Genomic DNA, 24,380 nt, shown 5'->3' on the forward strand with positions numbered 1-24,380 from the left:
TCGGATCAGAGATCCACGACCTTGTTCTCGCCGTCCACGGTGTCGCCCTTGACCTTGGACTTGATCAAGTTGGCCACCTGGGTCACCTTGCTGTTACCCGGGCTGTCCCAGTACTCGGCGCTGTGGCCGTCGATCTCGATGAGGATGTTGTTGGGGTTCTCCGGGCCGCCCTGGAGCCACGAACCGGTGAAGCTGCTCCACAGTTCCTTGAGCTTGGCCTCGTCGTTGACGATGCGCGCGGTGCCGCACACGGACACCCACGAGCCGGAACCCGAGTAGGCCACGTTCACCTCGGGGCGCTGCTGCAGGGCCTGTGCCTGCTCGGAGTCGCGCTCCGCGATGAACCGCACGGTGCCGTCGAACTCGACCTCCTGCGTGGCCATGGGTTTGGACACCAGGTGACCATCCCCGTCCACGTGGGTGAGCATGGCGATGCGGGTGCCCTTGATGATGTCCCGCACCTTCTGGATGTCGTCGGTGTTCTCCGCCATGGCACTTCCTTTCGTCGAGGCTGTGAATGCCCACCAAACCGTGGGGTCTGCCACCGCGATGTGGCGTCGATTGTCAGTTTATTTACTAGTGACGGTGCGCACGAGAGAGTTGGCCGGGAGCGGAATTCACGCCGTCGTGAGCAGCACGGCCCCGAACGATCCGGTCGTGGGCGGCATGATGTCGGACGACACGGACACAGAGATCCAGGCAGGGAGGGACGCATGACGCGATCGCACGAGGACACCGTGCACGTGCTGTTGGAGCGCCACGGCACCACGTACGCGCAGGACGCCGGCATCGAGCTGCGGGACACGCCCGCTCCCCTGTTCCAGCTGCTGGTGCTGGCCAACCTGCTGTCCGCGCGCATCGGGGCCAAGGTGGCGGTCGCCTCCGCGCGCGAGCTGTTCACGGCCGGGTACCGCACCCCGGAACGGATGCGCGCGGCGTCGTGGCGGCAACGGGTTCAGGCGCTGGGGCGCGGCGGCTACAAGCGTTACGACGAGCGCACCTCCACAATGCTCGGCGACGGCGCCGCCCTCCTGATCGACGAGTACGGCGGGGATCTGCGCCGCGTGCGTGAGCGCGCGGACGGTACCGACGACGTCCTCGAGGCGCTCCAGCAGTTCCCGGGGATCGGCCCCGCGGGCGCCGCGATTTTCGCCCGGGAGGTACAGGGTGTCTGGCCCGGCCTCGCGCCGTTCTTCGACGCCAAGGCCCTGGACGGCGCCCGGCGGATCGGTCTGCCCGACGACGCCCACGACCTCGCGGACCTCGTCCCGCCCGAAAAACTCCCCATCCTGGCCGCGGCCCTGGTCCGGGTCGCGCTGGACCGCACCAAGGGTGACCCGCTGGAGTAACGGACCGGGTGCGATCCGCCGGAGGTGCATTCGGCGGCGGACGCCAGGTTAATACACCGGCTGTGATCCGTGGTGCCGAGTTAACACCTCGGTCATCGGGGTGCTCCGCAGCCGTCATGTCCCCCCGCGACCATGGGTTCGGCCCGTTCGCCGGTCATCACCACGCGACCGGCAAGGCCATCTCCGTACGGCAACCCGTGAGAGGCTCTGGATGCGCACCCGCACGACCCCCCTGACCGACCGTCTCGCAACGGACCCCCTCCGCTGGATCCGGCCCACGGCCCTCCTGACAGCACCCCGCGGGCGGGAGGACACTGCGGGAATGACCACTGCGCCGGCCCACCTGTTGATCGGCCACCGCGGAGCCGCGGGGGTCGCACCCGAGAACACGGTGGCGGCGTTCGAGGTGGCCCGTTCCTCGGGTGCACAGTTCTTCGAGCTCGACGTCCAGCTCTCCGCGGACGGTGTGCCCTTCGCGTTCCACGACCCCACCCCCGCGCGCACCACGAACGCCGCCGAGGTGTTCCCGGGTCGGGAGAACGATCCGGTCACGTCGTTCACATGGGCCGAATTGCAACGGCTGGACACTGGTTCGTCCTTCTCCGGCGCGTTCCGGGGCGAGCGCATCCCGCACTTCGACGACGCCGTGGAGGTTGCGCGCGACGCGATCGGCGTGTTCATCGAGATCAAGTCCCCGGTCACGTCCCCCGGTATCGAGCACATCATCGTGGAGCGTCTGCGATCGGATCCCCGGTGGCAGCGTCTGGTCCGCGACGGGCGAATCGAGGTCCTGGGGTTCGACGCTGCTTCCAATCAGCGCTTCGCGGTGCTGGCCCCGGAGGTCCCCCTGCAGCAGCTCGTGTACCGGGTTCCCGATGCCGAGACCCTCGCGCGGATCTCCACCTACGCGGGGCAGGTGGGGTCCAACCACCGCTGGCTCAATGCGGCCGCGGTGGACCGGGTCCGTGCGGCAGGGCTGGGCATGAGCGTGTACACGGTGAACGCCGAGCGCAATTTCAACCGCATGGTGGCCCTGGGCGTAGATCGGATCACGACCGACTTCCCCGTGGAGTTCTCCCGGAAACACCCCGCGACCGTGGGTCACGCCGTGGCCGTGCGGTAGCGCCGACGGTCGCCGGACCGCAACCGGGCCGCCGCCGCGCTGCCCTGCCACCGGGGATCCGTTCGCAGCCGTCCGTAGGTGTCCACGTCCACCCGCGGCCACGGACAGCCTCCGTCATCCAGTAGGAGAACCAGCCGTTCCGGTTCTGCTCGTCCACCGCGATGCACACGAGCCCCACGGGCCCGTCCCCGTGGCACACGGCCCACGCGACCTTGCCTCCGTCCGGGTCGGTGAGCCGGTGGACGTACTCCTTTGCCTCTTCCGACGTGGTCACCGTGCCCTGCCGGGACATGGCCTGGTCGGAACGGAACGCGGAGAGGACGGCAGCGGCGTCGTCGGCGTGGAGTGGGCCACGGCCTGGGGATCCGGTTCGAACGGCATGCCCTGCAGGTCCATGTCGCCGTAGCGCAGGATGTGCAGGTCACCCCCGAACACGTCGTGCCAGTGCTCCATGGCTTCGGCGGTGGTTCCGGGCAGGGCGATGTACGTGGCGAGTGAGGGGGTCATGTGAGGCTCCTTCGACGAACGCATCCCGGATGATTCGGTCCCAGTATGGCCGTCGCGAGCGGATTCGGGAACCTCTTGCTCCGGGCCCAGCGCAGTTGTTCGGGAACCTTTTACTCCGGCGCCCGGCGCAGTTGCTCGGGCAGTTCCTCGAGCAGCCGCAACCACAGTTCCGAGACCGTGGGATAGCTGGGCACCGCGTGGCGCAGCACGTGCACCGGTACCTTCCCCGTGATCGCGATCGTGGCCGCGTGCAGTTGCTCGCCAGCATCCGGGCCCACGAACGTGGCACCCACGAGGCACCGGGTCTCCCGGTCCACGACGATCTTGGCCTTTCCAGAGATGGTGTCACGCAGCAGCGCCGCGCCGGCCGCACCGTTGTAGGGCACCTCCGCGGTGACGACGTCGATCCCCCGGTCCCGCGCGGAGGCTTCCGTCAGTCCCGTCTGCGCGACCTGCGGTTGCGTGAACACGACCTGGGGCACCGGCGGATTCTCCACCTCGTACGGCGCGGGCGCCCCCGTGGCCGCCGCCTTGATCCTGGCCCCGATGACCCGGGCGCGGTACTTGCCCCAGTGGGTCAGGGGCACATCGCCGCTGGCATCGCCCACGGCGTGCAGCCATGCGGGGAGCTTCTCATGGAGGACGTCGTCCGCGCTCAGCCCGACCGCGTCGAGTCCCACGTCCCGCAACCGCGGGGTACGGCCTGTGGCCACGAGCACCTCGGCCACGTCGACGGTCCCGGCGGAGGTCTCCAGGTGGACCTGCCCGCCGTGGACCCGGCCCAGCCCCGTGTCCTCGGCATCGCTGCGGGTGCACTTGGTGACGGATGCGTCGAGCACTACTTCCACGCCGCTGGCGCGCAACCCGTCCAGGACGGTGTCCCCCGCGAACGGTTCGTTGCCGGACAGCAAACCCGAGCCCCGCACGAGCAGGGTCACCCGGGATCCCAGGGCGTTGAGCCACACCGCGGCCTCACATGCCACGACTCCCCCGCCCACGATCGCGATGCTCTCCGGCGTCTCGACCACGCCTGTCGCGTCCGCGGACGTCCACGGGTGCGCTCCGTCGAACTCGGAGGGGATGCTCGGCTCGCTGCCGGTCGCGAGGATCACGGCGTGCCGCGCGGTGAGGGTGCGCGCGGCGGCGTCGTCGGCCTCGATGCGCACCGAGCGCTCGCCCACGAGGCGGGCGTGGCCGCGCACCACGCGGATGCCCGCGGACTCGGCCCACTCGACCTGGGAGGAGTCGTCGTAGTCGGAGACGAACGAGTCGCGCCGCGCGAGCATGCCGTCCCGGTCGAGCCGCGTGGGGACGACGCCCTCGAGGTCGTCCGTCAGTCCCGTCACGTCGACCGGGCGCAACAGCGCCTTGCTGGGCATGCACGCGTAGTACGAGCACTCCCCGCCCAGCAGGTGACCCTCCACGATGACCGCGGTGAGGTCCGTGCCCTCGATCGCGTACTGCGCGGCGTTCTCTCCCACCGCGCCGCCGCCGATCACGATCACGTCCACCGACTCCTGCGTTGCTGACTCCGTCATGTCCTCACAGTAGCCGCCGGGGTGCCGGATGTCGGCCCGGGGGCACCCCGTGCTCGGTGCGGAACCGGCCTCCCACCTGGCAATACTCCCGATTGTGACCCTCGTCATGTGTACGGTGGAAGAGCCACCTCCGTTGCATGGTCGGCATCACGACCCTTGCCGGCCCAGCGGACCGACGATGAGGAGATGCCATGAACGCGAGCGCAATGACACCCCCGGCCACCGACGAGCCCCCCACCACCCATCGCCCCTTCCGAGCCCGCGGCGGACTGGCTTTCCTGGGGCTCGCGGGCATGCTGACACTGGCCGCGTGCGGCGAGGGCAATGACGCCACCACCGCGGATCCGACGGGTGGGCAGGGGGCCGCGACGGCGGCGTCGAGCCCGGGTCCCCTGGCCACCGCCACGGTGCGTCATGCCGAGGGAATGGAGGTCGGCACCGCGCAGTTCACCGAGGCCGACCAGGATGCGATGCGGGTTTCGGTCGAGTTCTCCGGTCTGGAACCGGGGTACTACGGCCTGCACGTGCACGGCAACGGCGTGTGCGAGGCGGAGAGTTCCGCGCCGGACGATCCCTCCGAGACCGGCGCATTCCTGTCCGCCGGCGGGCACCTGGGTGGTGGCGACGCTCGCCATCCGGAGCATGCGGGTGACCTTCCCGCGCTGCTGGTGACGGAATCCGGGCGGGCGGCCATGTCGTTCGAGACGGACCGGCTCACGGCCGAGAACCTGCGGGACGACAACGGCTCCGCGCTGATGATCCACTCCGGCCCGGACAACTACGCGAACATCCCCGAGCGCTACGCCCCGGAGGGACCGGACGAGGACACCCGCTCCACGGGTGACGCCGGCAGCCGCCTGGCGTGCGGTGTGATCGAGTAACCCGTCCTCGTCACACGGACGTTCGGCCCCCCGCCCGGGTGAGCGCCAGGACGACCACGACGATCAGCGCGGACGTTGTGCCCGCGATCATGTCGGTCATGGTGTCCAGGTTGTTCACCTGAGCGTTGCTGTCCGAGACCAGATCGGTGACGAACTCGGCGACCTCCCACAGGAACGCGATGAAGGCGCTGAACGACACGATCGCGAGCCCCCACAGCCACGTGGGCAGGACGAAACCATGCCGCCGGGACAGGATGCGCCACGCGTGATCGGCGCCCAGCGCGATCAGGATTCCCGAGAAGAAGTGGACCACGGTGTCCCACGGCGTCCACACACCGTAGACGTGCAAGTACGTTCCCAGGAACGCCCCGCCGAACAACAGCACCGCGTACAGCAGTTGCAGGGTCATGGGGATGCTGGCGCGGGCGATCGGCTCCAGGGCGAGCGGGACGAGCGCCGCGAGGACGAGTGCGGACAGCAAGAACACGGCCGGGCCGTTCTCCCGGGCGATCTCGAAGATCAGCGTCCCCACGAGGAGCACCTCCAGCACGATCAAGGGGACATGGCGGCGCAGTCTCGTGTCGTGGGGGATCATGCATCCGACCCTACGCACGGGCCCTGACACGGTGGGTTGGGACGCGACGGCGTTGAGGAGGCTCAGTCCGTGAGGATCAACGACAGCCCCCGATCGAGGGCCTGTTCGGTGCCCTCCCGAACGGATTCGGGTGCGTTGAGGTGATCCAGGGCCAACCCGTTCACGAGTGCCGTGACCAGGGGCGCGGCGGTGTCCGGGGTCAGCCCCTCACGTAGCTTCCCGTCCTCCTGGGCCCGCCGCAGGACGTTCAGGACACCCTCGTGGAAGATCTGCAGGTTCTGCCAGTACACGCTCGCGAGCCAGTCCCGGGTGGAGGCGGCCGCCCCGAAGCTGACCCACACGGCAGCGTCCTCTCTCCGCACGCCCTCCAACGGCAGGAGTTCACGCAGGGTGCGAGCGAGGGATGCCCGATAGCCGTTCTGACCGCGCGCAGCCATGACCCGTTGGGTTTGTCGCTCCACGGACCTCTCGAGGGCGGCGAGCAGCAGATCCCGCCGCGTCTTGTAGTGGTATTGAACGGTCCCGGGGGAGATCCCGGACTCCTGGGCCACGGTGCGCACGCTCACCACGTCGAAACCTTGCTGGGCGATCACGCGGATCGCAGCTTCCGCGATCATGACCCGGGCGGGGATCATCCCGCGACTCTCGTTCTCCTGTGGCATCTGACCACCCCCTCTCATACAAGTGTATGGTTGCGGTATGGCATACGTTCGTACGAGACAAGGCGGCACACATGGGTGACCTTCTCGCACTGCTCGGATTGGCCCTGCTGGACAGCATGAGCCTCGGGACCCTGGTTATTCCCCTGGTCCTCGTGATCTCCCGGCGGCGCGTGGACGCGGTCCCGCTGTTCTTCTACTTCGCGACCGTGGTGCTCCTCTACTTCTTCCTGGGGATCGCTATCGCCCTGGGATTCGACCTCCTCTCCGACGTGGCCGGGAGGATCTGGGACAGTGAGCCCGCCCAGTGGTTCAAGATGGTCGCCGGGCTGGGTCTGCTCGCGTACGGGATCTTCGCACCGGACCCCGTGAAGCGCGAGGGGCACCGCGCACCGCCCAGGTCCCTGCATCCCGGTGCCATGGTCGCCCTCGGTGCCGGCGCTGCTCTCACGGAAGCCGCCACGATGGTCCCCTATCTCGCGGCCAACGGGATCATCACGAGTATGGACATCGGGTGGCCGCTGCGACTGGCCCTGCTCGCCGCCTATTGCGTCGTGATGATCCTGCCCGCGCTCGTGCTCATCGCGGCTGCAGCATTGGCCGGCCGGCGGATCTGGCCGCGCCTCGAGAGGATCGTCCCCACGCTCGAGCGGGAAGCGAAGGTCACGCTTCTGTGGATCGCAGCGATCGTGGGGGTGTGGATGGCCGGGAGCGGATTGTCCGCCGTGATGAACTGACACCCCCGTCCGCGGAGGACCCCCGGAAGTGATCGAACGCCGCTCGGTGCAGTACTCCGGTGTACTACATTGGCATGCCCGGTGGGGGCGGCTCGTGTTCATCGCGGTCACGCTGGTCGGGTTCGGGCTGAGTTTCTTGCCGTTCACCGAGCTCGTGACCAAGGTCTTCCCCGTAATCGGCTGGCTCGGTGTCCTCTTCGTAGCGGTCCTGTTGGTCACGTGGCTGGTCAGCGCGCGCGCCCACATCGCGGAGGAAGGGTTGCGCGGGGACCTCTACCAGGAGGCCGAGCGGACCAGCGGGGTCAGCGCGCCGCCCGAGGAACAGGAACATCTCGGGGAGAAGCTGTCGCGGTTGCAGAAATCCCGCCGCATCAAGCCCCGTGCCGTTGACGGCAGTACGACGACGGCGGACGGTCACCTTCGCGTTCGAGGTGACCGTCCGCCGTCGTCAGATGTACCGCTTGGGGCCGAGGAAAAGGAGGCGAACTACGAGGTCGTCAGCCTCCGAAGCCGATGTCCAGGGACACGACGCCCACGCCGATCACCATGGCGGTGGCCAGCAGGAACGCGAGCACGATCAGAATGAGCCCCCACGGGGTGCCCTTCTGCGGGTTGCTGGGCTGAGTTTTAGGCGTGTCTTCCATGATCTTCCCTTCGTGTGGTCGGAGTTAAAGTCTGGCAGGTCGCGGAGAGTTCGGGGGAAAGTGACATGGGGCGGGGCGGTTGCCGCTCTTGCCCTGGCGGCTGTGCGTGCTGTTGTGGCCATGAACACTTTCTTCAACTCCATGCGCAACCTCGGCTTCCGACACGGGTTCCCGCGAGCAGCGTTCCCAACCGTTCGCCACTCCCGGCCCCGAGGTCCACTGATCGGGACGCACTGCGCACGGCTGCGAGACAGCCTGCCTCGACATCCCACGGTGGCTCAGTAGCGGTCAGTCGGCCTTCCAACCGTGAGAAGTCCCAGCCGACCATCCGGGTGCGGTCGTAAACGGCGCGCAATGAGTCGATCGTCATGCTTCATTGTGGTCTCCCACCGCGCCCTATGAGGCTGTGTGTTCTCAGCTGCCGGAGCTTTCTGCCCCATCGAGTTCCTCGGCGGCGGCGCCGTCGGACTCCGGATCCTGCAGTGCGGGCCCGCCCACGGCCCGGTCCTGCCAGGTGAGCACGCGCCATGCGCCGGGCTCGCCGTCGAGCACGACGACGCCCGTGTTCGACAATCCGTTGGTCGCCGTGAACTTGCGGTCCAGGTTGGCGCACCGCAGCGCACACCACGCACGGATGACGGCGCCGTGCGACACGAGAACAGCCACGCGGTCCGGTGCCAGAGCAGTGGACGCTTCCTCGACGACGGCGTCGAAGCGCGCCATGACGTCGTGGCCGTTCTCGTCCGACCCGGGGATCCTCGAATCAAGGCCGCCATCCGCCCAGCTCAACGCTGATTCCAGATAGGTCTCGATCGAATCGTGGTCGTTGGCCATTTCCAAATCCCCGGCACCGATCTCACGCAGACCCTCACGGATCTCGGTCGACAACTCGCGCGCCTCCGCGAGCGGGGCGGCCGTCTGCTGGGTGCGCACGAGGTTGGAGGCGTAGATCGCACTGATGGGCTCACCCGCCAGCGCCTGCACGAGGGCCCGCGCCTGCTCACGCCCCAGGTCGGTGAGGTCCGCGCCGGGTGCGGCGGTGTCCAAGTGATGGCCCACGTTGGAGGAGGTCTGGCCATGACGCACCAGGATGAGTCGCACGGGGATATGCCCCTTTTCAGTTGCCGGGGGTCTTGGAGGTCCTACCCGGTCCACGGTAGCTCAGGGAGGAATCCGCTGAGCCACGCACCACGACCGCGGGCCGAGGAGCGACCCTGGCCGTACTGGCCGTCACGCTGCTCACCGGGTGCGAGGGGCGGGACGCCCCGTAGCGCAGGACCGCCCCGGAGCCGAGCCACTCCACGACCCGGTCTGCCAGCAGACGGCCGATCGTCATGCTTGCGGGGAAGGCACCGCAGGCGACGGCCGCGGTGCCCGCGGAGGTGCCGAGCGCGTCCTTCAGGCTGCGCTCGCGCGGAGCTCCACCCGATTGTCACTGACTCTCCCGACCCCGAGACGGACGTGGCGTCCCTGCGTGCGACATGAGCCACCGTCACTGTGACGACCCAGGGCTGAGCCGCTGGAAATACCCTAGAGTAACTTCTATGTCTGACCACCGGAACTCTCCCGTAGCCGGCATCCGCCGCGAAAACCTGAGCATTCCCGTCGCCGTGGACGCCGTGGCGGGCACGCTGTGGCTGCCCGAGGGCGAGCCGCGCGGCGTCGTCGTCATCCACCCCGCCACCGCAACGCCCGAACGGTTCTACGCCGGGTTCGCCGAGTACGTGACGGGCCGCGGTCTCGCGGCGGTGACCTATGACTACCGCGGCACGGGCCGCTCCGGCGAGCCCCGGAAGAACCCGCACCTGCGCATGCGCGACTGGATGGGCGGGGACGTCCCCGCCGTGGCCGCCTGGACCCGCGCACGGTTCCCCGGGCTTCCACTGCACGCCGTGGGTCACAGCATCGGCGGGCACGCCATGGTCCTCGGCCACGGGCTCGAGGGCCTCGACCGGTTCGCGGTGGTCTCCTCCCACCTGGCGCACACCCGCACGATCGCCCCGCGGAAGGAGCAGCTGCGCGTGGCCGCCATGCTGCATGTCGTGGGCCCGGCGCTGAGCCGGACCCTGGGGTACATGCCCGGCAATCGGCTTGGCATCGGAGAAAACATGCCCACAGCCGCGATGGTCGAGTGGGGGTCGTGGGCGCGGCGTCCCGGCTACTTCTTCGACGACCCGTCCATGGACGCGACGGCCCGCGCGGCCGCGGTCACCCAGGATGTGCTCGCGCTCGGCGCCTCCGACGATCCCTGGGCCAGCCCCGCGCAGATGAGGGCCCTGACCGGGCGGCTCACCTCCGCCGCGGTGGAGCACCGCACGTTCACCCCGGAGCAGCTGGGCGTTCCGCGCATCGGCCACCACGGCCTGTTCCGCCGCTCCGCCGCCGACGCCGTGTGGCCAGGCCTCGTGGCCTGGCTCACCGCGCCGTCACCCCAGGGCTGAACGGCCCCGGCTTCCCGGGACTGCACTCACCGGGCGGAGAAGGGCAGCCGCGACGTCGCCTTGCGCGCTCAGGCTTTGACGGGTCGGTGCATGGGCATGGGCCTGTCCGCCGGCTGGCGCCACACGAGGACCGCCACGCTCAGCATGAGCACCACGGCGATGAGACCGAACGGCACGGGCAGCAGCGGGATCAGTGCAGCAGCAGTGCGACGGACAGCGTCGTGGGCTCGAGGGCCCTCACGGCGTGCAGCAGCCCCTCCGTGAGGTGCAGTACCTGGCCCGGCCGCAGCTGCACGGGACCCTCCGGGAGCTGGAAGTCCACGCTCCCCCGGACCACCTGGATCAGCGCCGGGTGTGGTGCGGCGTGCTCGTGGAGCTCGTCGCCCTCGTGGAACTCGAAGGCGATTACCTTGACGCCGTCCTCCTCCACCACCGTGGCAGCACTGGGGCGGCCCGGACGGGGTTCGCTGCGGCCGACCAGCTCTGTAAGGGTGGCGACTCCACTCCCGGAGCCGTGGTGGGTGGTGCGCTCGAACGAGTGGTGCGCCATCGCTTCTCAGGTCCCCTCCGTGAATTGTTCGAAACATAATCAGCATATTGCGTGCAAGATATCGGATCAACGGGGGTTCACTCGGCCGGAACCGCCGAGGGGCAGTCGCTCTCCTCCTGCGGCACCTCTCAGCTGACCCGATGCACCGAACGGCCCACCCGCGAGGAGGTCGTGGCCCGTCTGAGGACGCGCCCCCCTCAGACACTCACCCGAGGGTTGCTGACACGAGGGCCAGCACGAACGTCCACACGCACACCACCGCGAGCATGCCCAGGCTGTAGGCGATGGAGCCGCGCATGATCTCACTCTCCCGCCCGTTGAGACCCACCGCGCCGGCGGCGATCGCGATGGACTGCGGAGAGATGACCTTTGCGGTGGTGCCGCCTGTCGTGTTGGTCCCCACGAGGAGGGACGGGGCGGCGCCGATGCCCTGCGCCGTCGCCACCTGCAGCGGCGCGAAGAGGGTGTTGTTGTTGACCACCGATCCCGTGAGGAACACCCCGATCCAGCCGATCACCGGGGCGATGAGCGGGAAGATGGGACCGACCGCGGCAAGCGCGGTGCCCATGGCGGTGGAGCCGCCGGAGTAGTTGGCAATGTTCGCGAGCACCAGGATCACGGCGATGAGCAGGATGGCCGGGCCCAGTGCCTTGAGTGCGCCCGCCAGCTCCTCCCCCAGTTCTTTGGTGTGCAGCTGCGGGGTGGTGAAGAACGTGATGAGCACCGCGATCAGGATGGCCGTTCCGGTGGCACCAAGGATCGAGAAGGTCCAGGTGGCATTGACGACCGTTCCGGCGGCGGTGGTCACGTGACCGGTGAGCCCGGGCATGGGCACCTTGAAGGTCGTGAAGCTCAGCGCACCCTTGGTGAAGAGGTTCTGCACGGCGGGGACGGACCACAGCAGGATCACGGCGGTGAGGATGTAGAAGGGGCTCCAGGCGCGGACCACCTCGCCGAGGGGGTGTTTCCCCTCGGCGGTCTCGGGGACCTCAGGGGCACGGGACACGCGCTTCGGGGACCACACGTGGCACACCGCGAACAGGGCGACCATGGCCAGCAGGCCGGCCGCGAGATCCGCCAGCTCGGGGCCCATGAACCACAGCAGGCCACCCTGCACCGCGCAGAAGACCACCGAGGAGACGAGCGCCGGGAGCCAGGCCTCGCGCAGGCCGCGCACCCCGTCGACCATCCACACGAGCAGGAACGGAACGAGGAACGTGAGCGGCTGGAGCAGCAGCACGAGGGCTCGCGAGAGTTCCTGCGTCTCCATGCCGGTGACCTGCGCGCCCACGAGCACGGGCACGCCAATGGCGCCGTAGGCACCGGCGGCCACGTTGGCCACGAGGCACAGCACTGCGGCGCGCACGGGCGGGAACCCCAGCTGCACGAGCAGTGCCGCGCAGATCGCAATGGGCACACCGAAGCCTGCCACGCCCTCCAGGAACGCGCCGAACGCGAACGCAATGAGCAGCACCTGCACGCGCTGGTCAGCGGAGACCGCGGCGATCGAGGAGCGGATCACGTCGAAACGGCCCGAGCGCACGCTCAGCCGGTACAGCCACACCGCCATGACGATGATGTACGCGATGGGCCACAGCGCGGTCAGCAGCCCCAGCAGACCTGCACCGGCCGCTGCGGAGACGGGCATGTGGAACACGAGCAGTGCCACCAGGATCTGCACCACCAGCGCGATGAGCCCTGATGTCAGCCCCGTGAGCTTGAACAGCATCATGCAGGCCAGGAACACGACTATCGGGATCGCGGCCACGAGCGCGGTGAGGGGCAGGCTGCCCAGGGTGTCAAGAGATTGGGTCCACATTGGAGCCTCCACGACGTCCGGCGGGTGAGCAGTCTTCAAGGCGGGCTCGCGACGTCGCCGCGGTGCGCGCCGTCGTCGGCCGCCGGTCGCGCAGCGGGGCGGGTTCCGGGAGCCAGCGGACCCTCGTACCACCACCTGCCACGCGCCGTAGCGACGCCTTGATCTCAGGGTCAACGCTAGTCCTGAACCGGGCAATTCGGGCGGGAACCCTCCGCGGAGAGTGACGGGTGCGAGGCGAGACACTCGGCTGCGGACCCCCTGGGGAACGGTACAGCCGCCCAGGGGGTCCGGAACCCCGCGAGTGGGAACGGGACACCGTAAAAAGACCCACACTGTGAAATTACGATTGGCAAATCTTAGTTATTCTCAATGCCCTCGGCACCCGCCACAATCCTTTCTGGCGGTAGTACCGGAAACGCCTCGGAACACGTCCCGCAATGCCCCTCCCAGCGTAGAATTGAGGGCGATGAACTCCCGGAGTTCAGCACTCAGTTCACCCACTGACGAGGGGTAACGATGACGGCAACCATTCAGCGAAAACAACGCACGTCAGCCCCGCCGCGCACACGGCTGCCGGTGTCGAACTTCGCCGCGAAAACCACCATGGCCGTCACAGGTCTCATTTTCGTGGGATTTGTGTTCGTGCACATGTACGGCAATCTGCACATCTTCCGCGGCCAGGAGGAGTTCGACCACTACGCACACTGGCTGCGCGAGATCCTGATGCCGCTCATGCCCTACGAGGGTGTCCTGTGGGTGCTGCGCGTCGTGTTGCTGATCAGCCTGGTGCTGCACGTGGGCTGCGGGCTCCTGCTGTGGACGCGCGCCCGTCGAGCCCGCGGGCCGTTCAAGCGCACCGGGCTGCGTCGCGCCGACGCCCTGATGGCGCGCTCGATGCTCGGGAGCGGCCTGGTGATCCTGCTGTTCGTGATCTTCCACATCCTGGACCTCACGCTGGGTGTCCAGCCGGCCGCATCCGGGTCGTTCGAGAGCGGATCAGCGTACGCCAATCTGGTCGCCAGTTTCCAGCGGCCCGTCGTGGCCCTCTTCTACATGCTCACCATGCTGGTGCTCACCGTGCACGTGGCCCACGGCACGTGGACCGCCGCCAACGACCTCGGCGCCACCGGCAGGCGGCTGCGGCAGCTCGCCGCGTGGGTGGCGGGGCTGGTCGCCATGGCCATCTGCCTGGGCAACATCTCGATCCCCGTCTTGGTGTTCCTGGGAGTGATTCAGTGATGACGGCATCCTCGACCACCCAGCCGCACGCCCTGCTGGACGAGCTGCGCACCGTGGGTTCGGACCTCCCTGGCCTGGGCTCGGACGTGCCCCCGTCCCAGATGTGGGCGGACCGGCGGCTGCACTACCGCATGGTGGGCCCACTCAACCGTCGGAAGTTCACCGTGGTCGTCGTGGGCACCGGACTCGCCGGTGCAGGCGCGGCGGCGGCCCTGGGCGAACTCGGCTACAACGTGGAGTCGTTCACCTTCCACGACGCCCCGCGCCGCGCCCACTCGGTGGCCGCCCAGGGCGGCATCAATGCCGCACGCGCCCGCACGGTGGACAACGACTCGATCGCCCGGTTCGTGAAGGACACCGTCAAGGGCGGCGACTTCCGCGGCCGCGAGGCCGATGCGTGGCGGCTGGCCGAGGAGAGCATCCGGGTCATCGACCACATGAACGCGATCGGCGCGCCCTTCGCCCGCGAGTACGGGGGCGGGCTGGCCACCCGCTCGTTCGGCGGCGTGCAGGTCTCCCGGACCTACTACACGCGCGGGCAGACCGGTCAGCAGCTGCAGGTTGCCGCCGCCCAGGCGCTGCTGCGGCAGGTCTCCACGGGACAGGTGAACCTGCACACTCGCACCGAGATGCTGGACCTCATCGTCGTGGAGGGCCGCGCCCAGGGCATCGTGGTGCGCGACCTCGTGACCGGGAAGATCTCGGCGGTCACCGGGGACGCCGTGGTGCTCGCCACCGGCGGCTACGGCAACGTCTACTACCGCTCCACGCTGGCTAAGAACTCGAACGTCACCGCCGCATTCCGGGCTCATCGGCGCGGCGCGCTGTTCGCCAACCCGTGCTTCATCCAGTTCCACCCCACGGCCCTGCCGGTCTCCAGCGAGTGGCAGTCGAAGACCACTCTCATGAGCGAGTCCCTGCGCAACGACGGCCGAATCTGGGTTCCCGTGAAGGCCGGGGACGGCCGGCCCCCGAACGAGATTCCCGAGGACGAGCGCGACTACTACCTGGAACGCCGGTACCCGGCCTTCGGCAACCTCACACCGCGCGACGTCGCCAGCCGGGCTGCGAGGACCGAGATCGACGCGGGGCGCGGCGTCGGGCCGCTGAAGAACTCCGTCTACCTGGACTTCCGGGACGCCATCGAGCGCCTGGGCCGCAAGGTGATCGCGGAGCGCTACGGCAACCTCTTCGAGATGTACTCGGACGCCACCGGCGAGGACCCGTACGAGGAGCCCATGCGCATTGCACCCGGCGCGCACTTCGCCATGGGCGGGCTGTGGAGCGACTACGACATGATGACGTCGATCCCCGGGCTGTTCGTGGGCGGCGAGGCCGGCTGGGGCTACCACGGCGCCAACCGCCTGGGCGCCAACTCGCTGCTCTCCGCGTGCGTGGACGGGTGGTTCACGCTCCCCTACTCGGTGCCCAACTACCTGGCACCGCTGCTGGGCAGGTCTAAGCTCTCACCGCACGACGACGTCGTGCGGGCCGCGGTAGCCGAGGCCGAGGCGGGCGTGCAGGCGCTGGTCGACATCGGCGGCACGCAGGGCCCGGAGCGCTTCCACCGCCGGCTGGGCGACCTGCTGTACGAGAAGTGCGGGGTGACGCGCACCGCCGAGGGGCTGGCCGAGGGTCTGCGAGGCATCCAGGAGCTGCGCAGGCAGTTTTGGAGCGACCTGCGTGTGCAGGGCCGCCCGGACGGCTTCAACCAGGAGCTCGAGCGCGCCGGCCGCGTGGCCGACTACCTGGACATGGCCGAGCTCATGTGCCTGGACGCGCTGGACCGGGACGAGTCCGCCGGCGCGCACTTCCGTGAGGAGCACCAGACCGAGGGCGGCGAGGCCCAGCGCGACGACGAGCACTGGCTGTTCGCGTCCGCGTGGGAGCGTGCTGATTCCGGCGAGACCGGCGAAACGGGACCGCGCTACATCAGGCACCAGGAGCCCCTGGAGTTCCCCAGCGTCCCGCCCGAGACCCGCGACTACCGATGAGAGGAACATCCTCGTGAAACTCACGTTGAAAGTCTGGCGTCAGGAGTCCGGCGCCGCGGAGGGACACTTCGAGGAGTACCTGCTGGAAGAGGTCGGACCCGAGTTCTCCCTCCTGGAGGCGCTCGACAAGCTCAACGACGACCTCGTTACCCGTGGCGAGGAGCCGATCGCGTTCGACTCGGACTGCCGCGAGGGCATCTGCGGGGCGTGCGGCGTGACCGTGGACGGCAGACCCCACGGCCCTCAGGAGAAGACGCCGTCCTGCCGGCAGCACCTCCGCTCCTTCGAGGACGGCGCCACCGTGCAGCTCGAACCGTTCCGCAGCGGCGCGTTCCCCGTGGTCAAGGACCTCGCGGTGGACCGCAGCGCGCTGGACCGGGTGATCGAAGCCGGTGGTTTCGTCTCCACCTCCGTGGGCACCGCCCCGGACGCGGACGCCATCCCGGTCTCGCACGAGGCCGCGGAGTGGGCGCTGGACCTGGCCGCGTGCATCGGCTGCGGTGCGTGCGTGGCCGCGTGCCCCAACGGCTCCGCCCAGCTGTTCGCCGGGTCCAAGACCATGCACCTGGCCACGCTGCCCTCCAGCCAGAAGGAGCGCAGCCGCCGGGCCAGGGGCATCACGCGTGCCGCCGAGGAGGAGTTCGGCCCGTGCTCGGTGTACGGCGAGTGCGCGGAGGTGTGCCCCGCGGGCATCCCGCTCACCGCGATCGCCGGTCTCAACCGGGAGAAGCTGCGGCAGGTGCTGCGCAACAAGGACGACTGACCTGGCCGCTTCCCACAACAGACGACGACGCTCGGTGCCCCTGGGGGGGTACCGAGCGTCGTCGTGCTGGGAGGGTTCGCGGGGCGGACTACATGGCGAGGTCGCCGAGGACCCACATCCAGCCGCTGCCCACGACGGTCCAGATGACGATGATCGCGACGGACATGATGAAGGCGACCTTGAACCACTCGGAGACCTTGACGTACCCGGAGCCGTAGACCACGCCGGACGGGCCGGACGCGTAGTGGCTGATGGCGCCGAAGAGGTTGCCGATGAAGCCGAGAGCGAGGGCCGCGAACATCGGCGGGGCACCGGCGGTGATGGCCGCGCCCAGGAACACGCCGTACATGGCGACGATCTGCGCGGTGTTCGAGGCGAACATGTAGTGCGCGTAGAAGTAGACGAGCGCGAGGATGGCAAAGGCAACAGCCCAGGGCATGCCACCGACGACACCGGAAACCACCGAGCCGATCCAGGTGATGACTCCCAGGTTGTTCAGGTTCTCCGCCATGCCCACCAGGACCGCGAAGAAGATCAGGGTGTTCCAGGCGGAGCCGTTCTTGGCCATGTCGTTCCAGGTGAGCACCTTGGTCACCAGCAGCACCGCAATGCCGACGAAGGCCGCCGTGGTGGCGTTGACGCCAATGGCCGTGCCGAAGACCCACAGCAGCAGGAGCAGTACGAACGTGGCCGCCATGATGATCTCACCGCGGGTCATGGACCCCATCTTCTGCAGCTCGCTGCGCGCCATGGTGGGTGCTTCCGGGGTGCTCTTCAGCGTGGGCGGGTAGACCTTCATGAGCAGCCACGGGACCACCGCCAGGCTCACGAGGCCGGGGATCAGCGCAGCCAGGGCCCACTGGCCCCAGGAGATGTGCACGCCGAGCTTCTCGGCGGAGGCCACGGCCAGCGGGTTGCCGGCCATGGCGGTGATGAACATGGCGCTGGTGATCACGTTGACGTGGGCGGCGGTGAACGTGAGGTAGGAACCGAGCTTCCTGCGGGACTCGTCGGTGTCCGGGGTGGAGCCCTGGACCTCCGCGACGGAGCGGACGATCGGGTAGATCACACCACCCGCGCGGGCCGTGTTGGACGGGGTGGCCGGTGCGAGCAGCAGGTCCGTGACGGCCATGCCGTAGGCGATGCCCAGGGGCGACTTGCCGAGGACCCTGAGGAACATCAGGGCCACGCGGCGCCCCAGCCCGGTGAGCAGGAAGCCGTCCGCGATGAAGAACGCCGCGACGATGAGCAGCACGGCGGAGTTGGAGAATCCGCTCAGCGCCTCCCCACTCTTGACATCCATGGCACCGGTGATCATGGCCGTGGCCAGACCGATCAGCGCCACCGACGGGGTGGGCAGAGGCTGCAGGATGAGCCCCAGGATGGTCGCGACGAAGATGCCGAGCATGTGCATGCCGCGGGGGTCCACGCCCTCGGGTGCGGGGATGAAGAAGATCACCGCGCCCACCAGCACCATCAGTCCGAACTTCCAGAGCATCGAGACGGTGCCCCGGCTCACGGTTCTGGATTCGTGGGTGGAATCAACCTGATGGCCGGACATTTCTGCCTCCGAATGTCGCTCCGGTGTGAGACTCTTCTCCCCTCAATTTTAGGCCCGTGGCCAGCGGAAATACGGTCCCCCGGGCATGTGGAGGCGACCGGTCTGGTGATTCCCGTCACCGTTCATTGGGTGACTATGGTCACTGGGTCAAAGGTCGGGTGCGGGTCTGATTTCAGCCGACCGTAGGTGTCGGCGTCGAGACGTTCTCCGTCCACCAGGAATTTCTGACGCTGGGTTCCTTCTTTGACGAACCCGACTCTCCTCGCGACGACGCCGGAGGCCGGGTTGTTGACGCGGTGGCCGAGTTCGAGGCGCTCCAGTCCGCGCTCCGCGAGGGCCCACTCGGCGACCGTTGCCGCCGCTCGGCTCATGACTCCCCTGCCGCGCGCTCGGTCGGTCATCCAGTACCAGAACCACCCGTTCCGGTTGTCCTCGTCCACCGTGACGCAGACGAGGCCGATCAGTGCGTCCGAGTCCACGATGGCCCACGGTTCATGGGAAGAGTCTGCGCTCCCGAGGCGGACGCCGTACGCCGAGGCTTCCTCGACCGAAGTGACCACGCCTTGACGGGCCATGTCAGGGTTGGAGGCGAGAGCCCATAACATGGCTAGCTGTTGTAGGGCATGAGGTTCTTAGCACGCGTGGTGGGGTGATGTGAGACGAGCGGGCTCTACCCCGCAGGATGGAAGTTCCTCAACAACCCATCCGCACGAAAGAGCCCGCTCATGACTCACGCTAATGCGCCCCTGACCCCGACCGGCCGTCTGCGGCTGGTGTTGCGCCACCTCGACGATGGCGTGCCCCAAGCCCATGTGGCTGCTGAGCTCCGTGTGTTCCGCCCGACCGTGGCGACCTGGGTGGCCCGCTACCGTGTTGAAGGTGAAGCAAGACTGCGTGATCGCGCCAGTCGACCCCAGAGTCAGCCGTACCAGATCCCTGCCGAGATTCTTGAGCGCATCGAGTCTCTGCGGCGAAACCGGAAGTGGTCGGCCCGGCGGATCCAGCACCATCTGCTGGAGCTGGGCTACCAGCTGCATCTACGCACCGTGGGGCGGTGGCTGCACCGACTCGGGATCTCCCGCCTACGTGATCTCACCCCGTCCGGGGAGGACCTGCGGCACCCACCTCGGCGGATCCGGGCCGGATGGGCCGGGCACATGATCCACCTGGATGTGAAGAAGCTCGGGAGAATCCCTGACGGTGGTGGTTGGTGGGCCCACGGGCGAGGCTCCCGACAAGCCCTGGCTTCCGAACGCGCCCACAAGTAGCGCGTCGGGTACACCTACCTCTACTCGGCCGCGGACGGATTCTCCCGGCTGGCCTACACCAGGGCCCTCGACAATGAGAAAGCGGCTACCACGATCGGGGTCTTCTGCCGAACCCGGGCGTTCTTCGCCGCCCACGGGATCACCCGCATCCACCGGGTGGCCACCGATAACGGGGCGAACTACACGGCTAAAGATTTCACCCGGACCGTGGAAGGGCTGGCCAGCAGGCATCAGCGGATCCGTCCTTACACACCGCGGCACAACGGCAAGGTCGAGCGCTACAACCGGTTACTGACTGATGAGGTGCTCTACGCCCTCCCGTACGCCAACGAGCAGGCCCGCCGGGAGGCGATCGGGGTGTGGGTGAACCACTTCAACTACCATCGGCCTCACACCGCCTGCGGTGATCAACCCTCGGCCTCACGCACCCCGGTCCGCGTCAACAACCTCACGCCTTCCTACAGCTAGCACGTCGGCCTGTCGCAACTTGCTTAAACGCAGGGAATCGTTGAGCCCAGGCTCATTCCCCGGCTCTTCGCCCCGGAGGTACATGAATAACCCCAATCGTGGGTCCACAGAGGCCCCCATGTCGCCCAGACGAACAACCCCCTCGCGGTTGAGGGGCGCGGCCAGCTACTCAATTGACTGAACCCCCGTACTCGACCTCGGCACCTCCGCGACGCAGATAAAACGGGGGGGTGACAAATCGGCTACGCCCTCAGAAGACAGTGCCAGAACTGTGAGGTTATGACTCGCGAGGGTTCATCCCCGCTCTGTCGTCGCAGCCTGGCCCTCTAAATACAAGAAAAGGTAGGAGCCAGGACGGGTCACGCGGCCACTCACTCACGCAGTGGGCAGCGGCTTGAGAGCGACTCCCACTACAATTTGACCAATCAGCGTGGATCAGGCCGCCTGTGGTGCAGCGATTCGCCCTCCGGGCAAGGCATTAGATAACCACACCACCTTTCCCTTTTTGCGTACACTTTAGTAAGCCCTTCTCGGCCTCCAAACTATCACCACTAGAATTCTGTCCATTCCTTAAATTTGTTTTTCCAATCTTTCTTGAGATGCTCCTTGAGAGCGGAACCCTTATATACGCTGTCGGGAGAGGATGTTGTGGTCGAAATGGATTGCTGGATACCCACTATCCAATCGGCCGCCCGCAGGATTTCTGCATTCGAAGGGAACCAGTCATCTTTGCATGGACGACTGCTCCACACTCCGGTGCGTGCAACGATACTGGACCCAAGAACTCTCATTATTAGCAGCACGTAAAATCTTAGATTATTCTTTTCAGATTTTGAATAGTTTGAAGAAGACAATGCTTCATCCACGCGTTTTTGAGCCGCCGCCGCCCAGCAGAATTGCTCCATGTCACGACCTGAATCAAAAAGGTCATTATAGGTGTCATCATTGTCCAGGAAAGATGAAGGTCTTGCTCGTGCCGTGTCAGGCCTCATCAGAAAAGCTGAAATCATCGCTTGACTCAACAATGTTATGGAAATTATTTCCCGCGGGGATTTCCCGTGATTTTTATAGTAATTTTTTCGACGGTCGTAGAATAAGCCCCTCAACTTTAATACATCTTCAATCCGCTTATGAATTTCATCCGTTGCTCTTAGACTAGCCTTACTGACCGGAGTTTGGCTGTTCGTTGCGCGAATAACCTTCGCTTTTTCGTCCTCATTAGATGGAGCTATAATGCGCACAAGCACAGTCCGGTTGTCCTGAGTAAATGCTTCTTTGGCGCGAGCCCAGTCATAGATTGTTTGCGAAGTCTGAAGCCCATTTACAATCTGAACATCCCTCAAGTCATATTCTTTCCGACTACTAACAGGGGGCTCGGAAACTAGCATTGTAATACCATTATTTAGCCACCAAAAATCTGAATTTTTCGCCTCAGATTGAAGAGTGTTGAGAATTTGTTTGTTGACATTCACCCCCCGTTCGTAGTCACGGACGTTGTCTTCAAAGAAGTGCTCATTTAGCTGTCCTTGGTCATCACACAGGAACTTGTAGTAGTCGTAAAGAGTTACAAGCGCGACTTTATCGTCCCCCTTTTCGAGTTCTTCAACGTACTTCAAAGAAGCATCATAACTTGGCGCGGCAGAATATAAGTTGAACAGCTGTTCAGACCCCAAGAAGGATTGATTGGATTGGACTCTAAAAACGCGATCGATTTCAGCCGCAGCAAGCGCCATGCTCGCTTTCACATCATCATGTGGTTCTCTATCGGACAGCGACGCCTGTACTAATTCGATAATTAAAATCGGGCGCTTCTTCGCTGCACTAAACCAAAATTCGAGGAAGTTTTTTACAGAAGTCGTCAAGTCTGAGGCGTAGGCACGAACGGTACTCTCTTCCTGGCCACCAAACAGGTCTCCGAAAGTGGCGAGGAATTTCTCCCCAACGGACGCTTTCCATCCAATCTCTTCTTTCGCCTGCCCGATTATTAGTCGAATTTCCGAATTTCTTGTTATATTTTCGGTATCTACAGGATCAAGCAAACTGACCACCCGCCCATTTATAATTACGTAGATCCAGTCTATCCCACCATCTTTTCCTTCACCGACGCAGCCAGCTTCCAGAGTTACGTCTTCAACTTCATATTTCCTTAAAACACAAAAAGCTGTAAAAAGTTCAAAATTTTCAGATTTCTTTCGGCTTGGGTACTTTGCAGAAAATTCGTCAAGTGCATTTTTGGCTAGTTCAACAGAAACAGATTGAGCCGACATATTAATTCCTAAATCCAGCAACAGGCGAAGCTCTGTCACTTAATTATAACTAACAAGCGAAGCTGAGGTTTTTGAAAATTAAATTCTTGTTCCGCCTACCGAAATACAAGCGGGGTGCCGCAATTGGCTTAATTAATATTACACCATAAAATTACAGGGGGGTCATACTCCTCATCACTGGCCGTAGTCATAATGGACCATTATAATCCACCTACTGACCTCGACCAGCCTGTGCTTACCATGTTGTGCAGTTGGCGATATGCCATATTTCTGGCCGGGTCGCTTCTACGTCCTATCCCGCGAGGCAGGTTAATAGGGCGCGTGCAACGTTACTTTTGCTGGGTGTGTTGTACAAGAGGTTAGGGACTCATTGAATCGCCCCGGGTCTGGTGGAGGCTCTGATCCCACGGGAGCATGAGGAGCATGGCAGCACCGAGGAAGGGGACTGCCCGTGGCAGTTGAGTCAGGCATGGTGGTGTACGGGTAGCCCGGTGAGCGTGTCGTCGCAGACGAAGGCGGTCACCGCGTGATCCTTCGAGTGAACCTTCCACAGCACTCTCGAAAAGGACCATCACGATGACCGCTCCTTCCAGGGCGGATTCAATTGGTCGTTGCAACACTTCGTGAGAGGGGTGTGTGATGGGTCGTCGTCAGCAGGCCGCGGACCGGGCTGTTCGTTCGAAGTTGCGGTCGCCGGGGCATCCAAAGTTCCAGCGGCCGGTCGAGGCGGCTTTCTGGAGAGTGATCGCGTAGGGACTGCTGCCCGAGGAGGCCTCAGCGGTTGCGGGCGTGGGGCAGGCGGTCGGAGCACGGTGGTTCCACAACGCTGGGGGCATGCCACCGTTGGACCTGGACTTCACCCCGTCGGGCCGCTACCTCAGCTTCGCCGAGCGGGAGGAGATCGCGATCCTGAACGTCCAAGGCAACGGGGTTCGCGACATCGCCCGGGCGCTCGGCCGGGACCCGGGCACGATCAGCCGCCAGCTGCACCGCAACGCCGTGACTCGGGGCGGGACGCGGGAGTACCGGGCATCGGTGGCGCAATGGAAGGCCAACATGGCCGCCAAGCGTCCCAAACAGGCGAAGCTCGTCACCAACCCGCGGCTGCGTGAGTATCTCGAGCAGCGCCTATCGGGCAAGGTCTCTCGCCCGGACGGCACCGTGGTCGCTGGACCGCAGCCGCCGCGGTTCACGGGCCGCAACAAGCCCCATCGCAAGGACAGGGCCTGGGTGCTGGGCTTGGAGCCCGGGAGCAGATCAGCAACCGGTTGAGGCTCGACTTCCCCGATGATGAATCCATGCGCATCAGTCACGAGGCGATCTACCAGTCACTGGTCATCGAAGCCAGAGGCGCTTTGAAGAAGGAACTCGTCTGGTGTCTGCCCACGGGCCGGGCGCTGCGGGCCCCTCGAGAACGATCCCGTCGCAAGACCTGGGCCCACGTCACCGAGGGAACGTTGATCAGCGAGCGCCCCGCCGAAGCCGACGACCGCGTCGTCCCGGGACATTGGGGGGGGGGGGCGAGCTGCTCATCGGGCTCGAGCGCTCTGCCATCGGGACCGTGGTGCAACGCACGACCCGGTTCACGATGCTGGTCCACCTGCCCCGCGAGGAGGGCTACCAGTTCAGGGCATCGATCAAGAACGGCCCGGCACTGGCAGGCTACGGCGCGAACACCATGAAGAACGCCCTGGCGGACACGATGTCGACGCTGCCGAAACAGTTGACACGCTCGGTGGCCTGGGACCGCGGCAAGGAGGTATCGGCCCACGCCCTGTTCACGGTCGAGACAGGGATCCCGGTCTACTTCGCCGATTCCGTCTCACCCTGGCAACGCGGCACGAACGAGAACACCAACGGACTACTGCGCCAGTACTTCCCCAAGGGCACCGACCTGTCCCGCTGGATGGCAGAAGACATCAGCGCCGTCACCCACGCCCTCAACAGCAGGCCCCGCAGTTGAGCCCCCGATAGTGG

Annotated in this window: 22 protein-coding genes and 2 pseudogenes; 10 read left to right on the forward strand and 14 right to left on the reverse strand. The window is 66.0% G+C overall.

Annotated features, from left to right (window positions below):
- Positions 1-5: 5 nt before the first annotated feature.
- Positions 6-491: a pyridoxamine 5'-phosphate oxidase family protein gene (locus tag B3I25_RS08015; RefSeq protein ID WP_064846016.1), complete on the reverse strand. Its 486-nt coding sequence runs from the start codon at positions 489-491 to the stop codon at positions 6-8.
- 222 nt (positions 492-713) lie between these two features.
- Here B3I25_RS08015 and B3I25_RS08020 point away from each other — a divergent pair, with 222 nt between their 5' ends.
- Both B3I25_RS08020 and B3I25_RS08025 read left to right on the forward strand, forming a co-directional pair.
- Complete coding sequence (locus tag B3I25_RS08020) at positions 714-1,349, forward strand: hypothetical protein (RefSeq protein ID WP_064846014.1); 636 nt, start codon at positions 714-716, stop codon at positions 1,347-1,349.
- A 322-nt stretch (positions 1,350-1,671) separates the two neighbouring features.
- On the forward strand, positions 1,672-2,472 hold the full coding sequence (locus B3I25_RS08025; protein ID WP_231885517.1) for a glycerophosphodiester phosphodiesterase: 801 nt from the start codon (positions 1,672-1,674) through the stop codon (positions 2,470-2,472).
- Here B3I25_RS08025 and B3I25_RS12435 read toward each other — a convergent pair.
- From B3I25_RS12435 to B3I25_RS08035, 3 genes are all read right to left on the reverse strand, one after another.
- Positions 2,399-2,764 carry a hypothetical protein gene (locus tag B3I25_RS12435; protein ID WP_368079750.1) on the reverse strand — a complete coding sequence of 122 codons (366 nt, stop codon included), beginning with the start codon at positions 2,762-2,764 and terminating at the stop codon, positions 2,399-2,401. The genes B3I25_RS08025 and B3I25_RS12435 overlap by 74 nt on opposite strands.
- Positions 2,743-2,979 (reverse strand): hypothetical protein, encoded by a 237-nt coding sequence (locus B3I25_RS08030; RefSeq protein ID WP_286738544.1) that lies wholly within the window; start codon positions 2,977-2,979, stop codon positions 2,743-2,745. Before B3I25_RS08030 ends, B3I25_RS12435 begins: the two co-directional genes overlap by 22 nt.
- A gap of 110 nt (positions 2,980-3,089) precedes the next feature.
- The gene (locus B3I25_RS08035; protein WP_286738545.1) at positions 3,090-4,517 is read right to left on the reverse strand and encodes a dihydrolipoyl dehydrogenase family protein; all 1,428 of its coding nucleotides are present in this window, start codon (positions 4,515-4,517) and stop codon (positions 3,090-3,092) included.
- Between the two features lie 191 nt (positions 4,518-4,708).
- Here B3I25_RS08035 and B3I25_RS08040 point away from each other — a divergent pair, with 191 nt between their 5' ends.
- Positions 4,709-5,398, forward strand: a complete 690-nt coding sequence (locus tag B3I25_RS08040; RefSeq protein WP_286738546.1) for a superoxide dismutase family protein — start codon at positions 4,709-4,711, stop codon at positions 5,396-5,398.
- 10 nt (positions 5,399-5,408) lie between these two features.
- On the opposite strand, the gene B3I25_RS08045 is transcribed toward B3I25_RS08040, so the two are convergent.
- Complete coding sequence (locus B3I25_RS08045) at positions 5,409-5,993, reverse strand: hypothetical protein (RefSeq protein ID WP_131332546.1); 585 nt, start codon at positions 5,991-5,993, stop codon at positions 5,409-5,411.
- Positions 5,994-6,055: 62 nt separating this feature from the next.
- The gene (locus B3I25_RS08050) at positions 6,056-6,655 is read right to left on the reverse strand and encodes a TetR/AcrR family transcriptional regulator (protein WP_064846009.1); all 600 of its coding nucleotides are present in this window, start codon (positions 6,653-6,655) and stop codon (positions 6,056-6,058) included.
- Positions 6,656-6,726: 71 nt separating this feature from the next.
- Here B3I25_RS08050 and B3I25_RS08055 point away from each other — a divergent pair, with 71 nt between their 5' ends.
- Entirely contained in the window at positions 6,727-7,389 is a 663-nt protein-coding gene (locus B3I25_RS08055) for a GAP family protein (RefSeq protein WP_286738547.1), read from the forward strand.
- Positions 7,390-7,886: 497 nt separating this feature from the next.
- On the opposite strand, the gene B3I25_RS08060 is transcribed toward B3I25_RS08055, so the two are convergent.
- The 3 genes from B3I25_RS08060 to B3I25_RS08070 form a co-directional block, all read right to left on the reverse strand.
- Positions 7,887-8,033: a hypothetical protein gene (locus B3I25_RS08060; protein ID WP_156523461.1), complete on the reverse strand. Its 147-nt coding sequence runs from the start codon at positions 8,031-8,033 to the stop codon at positions 7,887-7,889.
- Between the two features lie 414 nt (positions 8,034-8,447).
- Positions 8,448-9,134 carry a histidine phosphatase family protein gene (locus B3I25_RS08065; RefSeq protein ID WP_286738548.1) on the reverse strand — a complete coding sequence of 229 codons (687 nt, stop codon included), beginning with the start codon at positions 9,132-9,134 and terminating at the stop codon, positions 8,448-8,450.
- Between the two features lie 16 nt (positions 9,135-9,150).
- Positions 9,151-9,369 (reverse strand): hypothetical protein, encoded by a 219-nt coding sequence (locus B3I25_RS08070; protein ID WP_286738549.1) that lies wholly within the window; start codon positions 9,367-9,369, stop codon positions 9,151-9,153.
- A gap of 208 nt (positions 9,370-9,577) precedes the next feature.
- On the opposite strand from B3I25_RS08070, the gene B3I25_RS08075 reads away from it, so the two are divergent.
- Entirely contained in the window at positions 9,578-10,474 is an 897-nt protein-coding gene (locus B3I25_RS08075; RefSeq protein WP_286738550.1) for a serine aminopeptidase domain-containing protein, read from the forward strand.
- Positions 10,475-10,664: 190 nt separating this feature from the next.
- Here B3I25_RS08075 and B3I25_RS08080 read toward each other — a convergent pair whose 3' ends face one another.
- Both B3I25_RS08080 and B3I25_RS08085 read right to left on the reverse strand, forming a co-directional pair.
- Positions 10,665-11,024 carry a hypothetical protein gene (locus tag B3I25_RS08080; protein ID WP_206478912.1) on the reverse strand — a complete coding sequence of 120 codons (360 nt, stop codon included), beginning with the start codon at positions 11,022-11,024 and terminating at the stop codon, positions 10,665-10,667.
- A gap of 205 nt (positions 11,025-11,229) precedes the next feature.
- Positions 11,230-12,843 (reverse strand): L-lactate permease, encoded by a 1,614-nt coding sequence (locus B3I25_RS08085; protein WP_206478913.1) that lies wholly within the window; start codon positions 12,841-12,843, stop codon positions 11,230-11,232.
- Between the two features lie 516 nt (positions 12,844-13,359).
- Between B3I25_RS08085 and B3I25_RS08090 the strand changes: the two genes are divergently transcribed.
- From B3I25_RS08090 to B3I25_RS08100, 3 genes are read left to right on the forward strand one after another with little or no spacing between them, the layout of a single operon-like run.
- Positions 13,360-14,082: a succinate dehydrogenase cytochrome b subunit gene (locus B3I25_RS08090; protein WP_286738553.1), complete on the forward strand. Its 723-nt coding sequence runs from the start codon at positions 13,360-13,362 to the stop codon at positions 14,080-14,082.
- A complete protein-coding gene (locus B3I25_RS08095) occupies positions 14,082-16,076 on the forward strand; it encodes a fumarate reductase/succinate dehydrogenase flavoprotein subunit (protein WP_286738554.1) in 1,995 nt (664 codons plus the stop codon). Before B3I25_RS08090 ends, B3I25_RS08095 begins: the two co-directional genes overlap by 1 nt.
- A gap of 13 nt (positions 16,077-16,089) precedes the next feature.
- Complete coding sequence (locus B3I25_RS08100) at positions 16,090-16,839, forward strand: succinate dehydrogenase/fumarate reductase iron-sulfur subunit (RefSeq protein WP_206478916.1); 750 nt, start codon at positions 16,090-16,092, stop codon at positions 16,837-16,839.
- 88 nt (positions 16,840-16,927) lie between these two features.
- Here B3I25_RS08100 and B3I25_RS08105 read toward each other — a convergent pair whose 3' ends face one another.
- Both B3I25_RS08105 and B3I25_RS08110 read right to left on the reverse strand, forming a co-directional pair.
- A complete protein-coding gene (locus B3I25_RS08105) occupies positions 16,928-18,358 on the reverse strand; it encodes a DASS family sodium-coupled anion symporter (RefSeq protein WP_414672702.1) in 1,431 nt (476 codons plus the stop codon).
- Between the two features lie 164 nt (positions 18,359-18,522).
- Positions 18,523-19,005: a GNAT family N-acetyltransferase gene (locus B3I25_RS08110; protein ID WP_286738555.1), complete on the reverse strand. Its 483-nt coding sequence runs from the start codon at positions 19,003-19,005 to the stop codon at positions 18,523-18,525.
- A gap of 120 nt (positions 19,006-19,125) precedes the next feature.
- On the opposite strand from B3I25_RS08110, the pseudogene B3I25_RS08115 reads away from it, so the two are divergent.
- A pseudogene (locus B3I25_RS08115) lies at positions 19,126-20,136 on the forward strand (IS481 family transposase).
- 551 nt (positions 20,137-20,687) lie between these two features.
- On the opposite strand, the gene B3I25_RS08120 reads toward B3I25_RS08115, so the two are convergent.
- The gene (locus B3I25_RS08120; protein WP_286738557.1) at positions 20,688-22,442 is read right to left on the reverse strand and encodes an AIPR family protein; all 1,755 of its coding nucleotides are present in this window, start codon (positions 22,440-22,442) and stop codon (positions 20,688-20,690) included.
- Between the two features lie 600 nt (positions 22,443-23,042).
- Between B3I25_RS08120 and B3I25_RS08125 the strand changes: the two are divergent.
- Positions 23,043-24,360: pseudogene (locus B3I25_RS08125) on the forward strand (IS30 family transposase); the annotation flags it as partial.
- Positions 24,361-24,380 lie beyond the last annotated feature (20 nt).

This window comes from Kocuria sp. UBA1838 (genome assembly GCF_002338785.1).
In the GTDB taxonomy this organism is placed as follows: Bacteria; Actinomycetota; Actinomycetes; order Actinomycetales; family Micrococcaceae; genus Kocuria; species Kocuria marina.

Coding starts and splice junctions, on each gene's coding strand:
- B3I25_RS08045 (WP_131332546.1), bottom strand. CDS start 5,993: ATGATCCCCCACGACACGAGACTGCGCCGCCATGTCCCCTTGATCGTG.
- B3I25_RS08070 (WP_286738549.1), bottom strand. CDS start 9,369: ATGACGATCGGCCGTCTGCTGGCAGACCGGGTCGTGGAGTGGCTCGGC.
- B3I25_RS08085 (WP_206478913.1), bottom strand. CDS start 12,843: ATGTGGACCCAATCTCTTGACACCCTGGGCAGCCTGCCCCTCACCGCG.
- B3I25_RS08030 (WP_286738544.1), bottom strand. CDS start 2,979: ATGACCCCCTCACTCGCCACGTACATCGCCCTGCCCGGAACCACCGCC.
- B3I25_RS08035 (WP_286738545.1), bottom strand. CDS start 4,517: ATGACGGAGTCAGCAACGCAGGAGTCGGTGGACGTGATCGTGATCGGC.
- B3I25_RS08110 (WP_286738555.1), bottom strand. CDS start 19,005: ATGTTATGGGCTCTCGCCTCCAACCCTGACATGGCCCGTCAAGGCGTG.
- B3I25_RS12435 (WP_368079750.1), bottom strand. CDS start 2,764: ATGTCCCGGCAGGGCACGGTGACCACGTCGGAAGAGGCAAAGGAGTAC.
- B3I25_RS08075 (WP_286738550.1), top strand. CDS start 9,578: ATGTCTGACCACCGGAACTCTCCCGTAGCCGGCATCCGCCGCGAAAAC.
- B3I25_RS08015 (WP_064846016.1), bottom strand. CDS start 491: ATGGCGGAGAACACCGACGACATCCAGAAGGTGCGGGACATCATCAAG.
- B3I25_RS08095 (WP_286738554.1), top strand. CDS start 14,082: ATGACGGCATCCTCGACCACCCAGCCGCACGCCCTGCTGGACGAGCTG.
- B3I25_RS08060 (WP_156523461.1), bottom strand. CDS start 8,033: ATGGAAGACACGCCTAAAACTCAGCCCAGCAACCCGCAGAAGGGCACC.
- B3I25_RS08050 (WP_064846009.1), bottom strand. CDS start 6,655: ATGCCACAGGAGAACGAGAGTCGCGGGATGATCCCCGCCCGGGTCATG.
- B3I25_RS08025 (WP_231885517.1), top strand. CDS start 1,672: ATGACCACTGCGCCGGCCCACCTGTTGATCGGCCACCGCGGAGCCGCG.
- B3I25_RS08040 (WP_286738546.1), top strand. CDS start 4,709: ATGAACGCGAGCGCAATGACACCCCCGGCCACCGACGAGCCCCCCACC.
- B3I25_RS08055 (WP_286738547.1), top strand. CDS start 6,727: ATGGGTGACCTTCTCGCACTGCTCGGATTGGCCCTGCTGGACAGCATG.
- B3I25_RS08020 (WP_064846014.1), top strand. CDS start 714: ATGACGCGATCGCACGAGGACACCGTGCACGTGCTGTTGGAGCGCCAC.
- B3I25_RS08080 (WP_206478912.1), bottom strand. CDS start 11,024: ATGGCGCACCACTCGTTCGAGCGCACCACCCACCACGGCTCCGGGAGT.
- B3I25_RS08090 (WP_286738553.1), top strand. CDS start 13,360: ATGACGGCAACCATTCAGCGAAAACAACGCACGTCAGCCCCGCCGCGC.